Here is a 2697-nt window from a genome sequence, read left to right on the forward strand (position 1 = left end):
CGCGACGTCAGCGTGCCTTGAGCCGCGCGTCTCTCAACTCGCCCGCTTTTCACTCGTGTTCGCTGTCGTCCGGCCAGATGGCGATGTGGTCCGGCTCCAGTTCCAGGGCCACGCGGTCGCGCATGCCCAGGGCCTCGGTGTACTCGGCGGGCAGCTGCAGTCGGCCCGCGCGGTCGAGCATGGCGTACTCGCGGGCGACGACCGTCTCGTCGCCGGTCACCTCGTCGACCTCGCTGCGGCGCAGGACCTCCGTCGAGGTGCGGCCGTCGCGGATGGCGACCGTGCGGCGGACCTCACCGGCCACCGCCTGGTCGTGGGTGACGATGACGACGGTGGTGCCAAGCTGTTCGTTGGCGGTGCGGAAGGCGGCGAAGACCTGTTCGGCGGTGTGGGAGTCGAGTTCGCCGGTGGGCTCGTCGGCCAGCAGGACCGCGGGGTCGTTGGCGAGGGCCACGGCGATGGCGACGCGCTGCTGCTGGCCGCCGGACATCTGGTGCGGGCGGCGGTCCCGGCAGTCGCCCACCTCCAGCAACTCCAGGAGTTCCAGGGCCCGTTCGGACTGTCGCCTGCGCCTGCCCCGGCCGGTCAGCTGCATGGGGAGGGCGATGTTCTGGGCCGCGGTGAGATACGGCAGGAGATTGCGGGAGGTCTGCTGCCAGACGAAGCCGACGGTGGCGCGGCGGTAGGCGAGACGGTCCTTGGCGGTCATGGACAGAAGGTCGCGCCCTGCCACGCGGGCGGCGCCCGCGGTCGGGGTGTCCAGGCCCGCCAGGATGTTCATGAGGGTGGACTTGCCGCTGCCCGACGCCCCCACGAGCGCCATGAGTTCGCCCTCGCGGACCAGCAGGTCGAGTCCCTGCAGGGCCTGCACCTCGATGCCGTCCGTGGTGAAGATGCGGACCAGCCGGTCGCAGGTGATCAGGGCGTCGTGGCCGTAGGTGGGGCGGTTGCGGGCGGCCTGCGCGCGGGCGGCCAGGTCGGTCAGCGTGGGGTTGGTGGTCATCGGGGTTCTCCTGCGGGGGTCTCCGGCGTGGGGAGTCGTCGATGGGGGCCCTGTACGGCGGTCGGCGGTCCAGGGTGTTCGCCTGCGGCCACGGTGCTTCCACGGACGCTGCTGCTCGCGGGTCCGGTCCGTCGGGGGCGGACCGGGCGGGCCGTGCGGACGGCTCGGCTCGAGCGGACCCTACGGGTCGTCGGAGCGGTCATCGCGCATCCCCCGCCCTCAGCTCCGCGACGGCGCCCCGTCGGCCCGTCCACCAGGCCTGGATCCCCGCGACTCCCACGGTCACCAGCACGATCGCGGCCGCCGGTACGGCCAGCGACAGGGCGTCGGTGCGCAGGACGGCGTCGCCCGCCGGGCCCTGGCGCGAGGCCAGGGCGATGGTGGTCAGGTCGATCCCCGGCGACAGCAGGCGGATGGTCGCCCAGCCCGTGAGCGCGCCGCCGGCCGCCGCGAGGACCGCCTGCGGGAGGGACTCCAGGATCAGCAGGCGGCGGCCCTGGGTGCGGGTGAGGCCCATGGTGCGCAACCGGGCCAGCAGGGCGGTGCGTTCGGGGATGGTGCGCAGGAGGGAGAGAAGCAGGGCGAGGACGGCGTAGCCCGCGCCTGCGGCGACCGCTGCCGTGTAGACGCGTTCGGCGCCGGTCTGCAGGGGGGAGTCGGCGTAGCTCGCACGCTCCTCGGAGCGCAGTTGTACGTCCGCGGACGCGGGTGCGGCCCGGCGCAGGGCGGGGCCGTCGAGGTGGGCGCCCGTCAGGAGCAGGGCCGTCGGGCGGGCCGCCGGTCCCTTCAGGGCGGCGCGGTCGACGACCAGAAAGTTGTCGCCGGCGACGGCCGGGGTGCGGTCCCGGACCGCGGTGATGCGGACCGTGATCGTGGTGCCGTCCTCCAGGCGCACCGGGAACGGCCGGGTGCCGTAGGTCTTGGCGGTCGTACGCGAGGCCAGCGCCGGGAGCGCGTCGCCGTGGCCGCCTCCGGTCAGGTCGTGCGCGTCGAAGGCGCCGATGCCCGTCCGGGCCGTCAACTGCGCGTACTGCGCGGGGTTCACGCCCGCCAGCGGCACCGTGCGGGTCAGGTCGGTCGGCATGGCCCGGTAGCTGATGCTCACCGCCGTCAGTGCCCGCACGCCCGGCGACCGGCGGATCCGGTCGGGGAGGTCCGGCGCCATAGCCGACGTCTGCTCGATGCGGGCGTCGGCGCCGACCGTGAGCAGGGCCGCCTGGTCGCGGGCGTCGCGCACCCCGGCAAGGACGGAGCCGCCGAAGGCCGCCGTGGTGAGGGCGGTCAGCAGGGCCAGCAGCGGCAGCACCGCGGAGGCGGAGGTGCGGCCCGCGCGGGCCAGCGACAGATGGCCCACCGCACCGCGCAGCCGGGCCGCCGGGCGGGCCAGGCCGCGCAGCGGGAAGGGATACACGCGCACCAGCAGCAGGGCCGCCGCCACCCCCACCAACACCGGGGCCAGGGAGGTCAGTTGGTCGCTCGACGCGCCGCGCCTGCGCAGCGTCTCGACCGCGCCCAGGGCCACCACGACGAGGGTGAGCTCGGCGACCGTACGGCGTCGGGACGGTCGTACGGAGGTGACGTCCCCGCGGCCGCCGTGGATGCGGACGGTGCGGTGGACGGCCGCCGCCCGCAGGGGCAGGGCCGCGCAGGCGAGCGCCGTGGCCGTCGCCGCCGCGGTGATCGCACCGGCCGCG

1 protein-coding gene and 1 pseudogene are annotated in these 2697 nt (G+C 75.2%); both read right to left on the reverse strand.

The genetic code is table 11. The features are described from left to right. Positions 1-49: 49 nt before the first annotated feature. A complete protein-coding gene (locus tag JYK17_RS37165) occupies positions 50-1003 on the reverse strand; it encodes an ABC transporter ATP-binding protein (protein WP_108014744.1) in 954 nt (317 codons plus the stop codon). A gap of 199 nt (positions 1004-1202) precedes the next feature. Next, positions 1203-2697: pseudogene (locus tag JYK17_RS37170) on the reverse strand (FtsX-like permease family protein); the annotation flags it as partial.

This window comes from Streptomyces plumbidurans, from assembly GCF_019857225.1.
GTDB classification, from domain to species: Bacteria; Actinomycetota; Actinomycetes; order Streptomycetales; family Streptomycetaceae; genus Streptomyces; species Streptomyces plumbidurans.

Bases quoted from the DNA above. Each gene is read 5' to 3' on its own strand.
- JYK17_RS37165 (WP_108014744.1), bottom strand. From the start codon at position 1,003: ATGACCACCAACCCCACGCTGACCGACCTGGCCGCCCGCGCGCAGGCC.